We start from the raw sequence: 247 nt of genomic DNA, 5'->3' as shown, positions 1-247 counted from the left end.
AATTGTAATATCGATTATAACGTTCTTAACGGGTTGTTCAACATCGCGGTTTGAGAATAATGATAGAGGTGGTTCTTTAGAGTTTTTTTACCCTGTTCAGTCAATATCAGTTCCTCAAACAATGTCTGATTTATCGTCATCTCCTCAGACAACAAATACTTTATTGTATGAAAAAGGAGAATCTCAAAGTGATGGACAAATGGCTAATCTCGAATTGCCAGAAAAAGCCATTGAGTTGTTTCCTGCA

At 35.6% G+C, this 247-nt stretch carries 1 pseudogene; it reads left to right on the top strand.

The window, feature by feature from the left end:
• Nucleotide 1 precedes the first annotated feature (1 nt).
• Nucleotides 2-247: pseudogene (locus ACFINS_RS11120) on the top strand (hypothetical protein); the annotation flags it as partial.

This window comes from Bartonella sp. AA2SXKL, from assembly GCF_042197205.1.
Classification (GTDB): Bacteria; Pseudomonadota; Alphaproteobacteria; order Rhizobiales; family Rhizobiaceae; genus Bartonella.
Note: the sequence above shows the minus strand (reverse complement) of the source record. Positions and strands in the feature narration are given on the sequence as shown.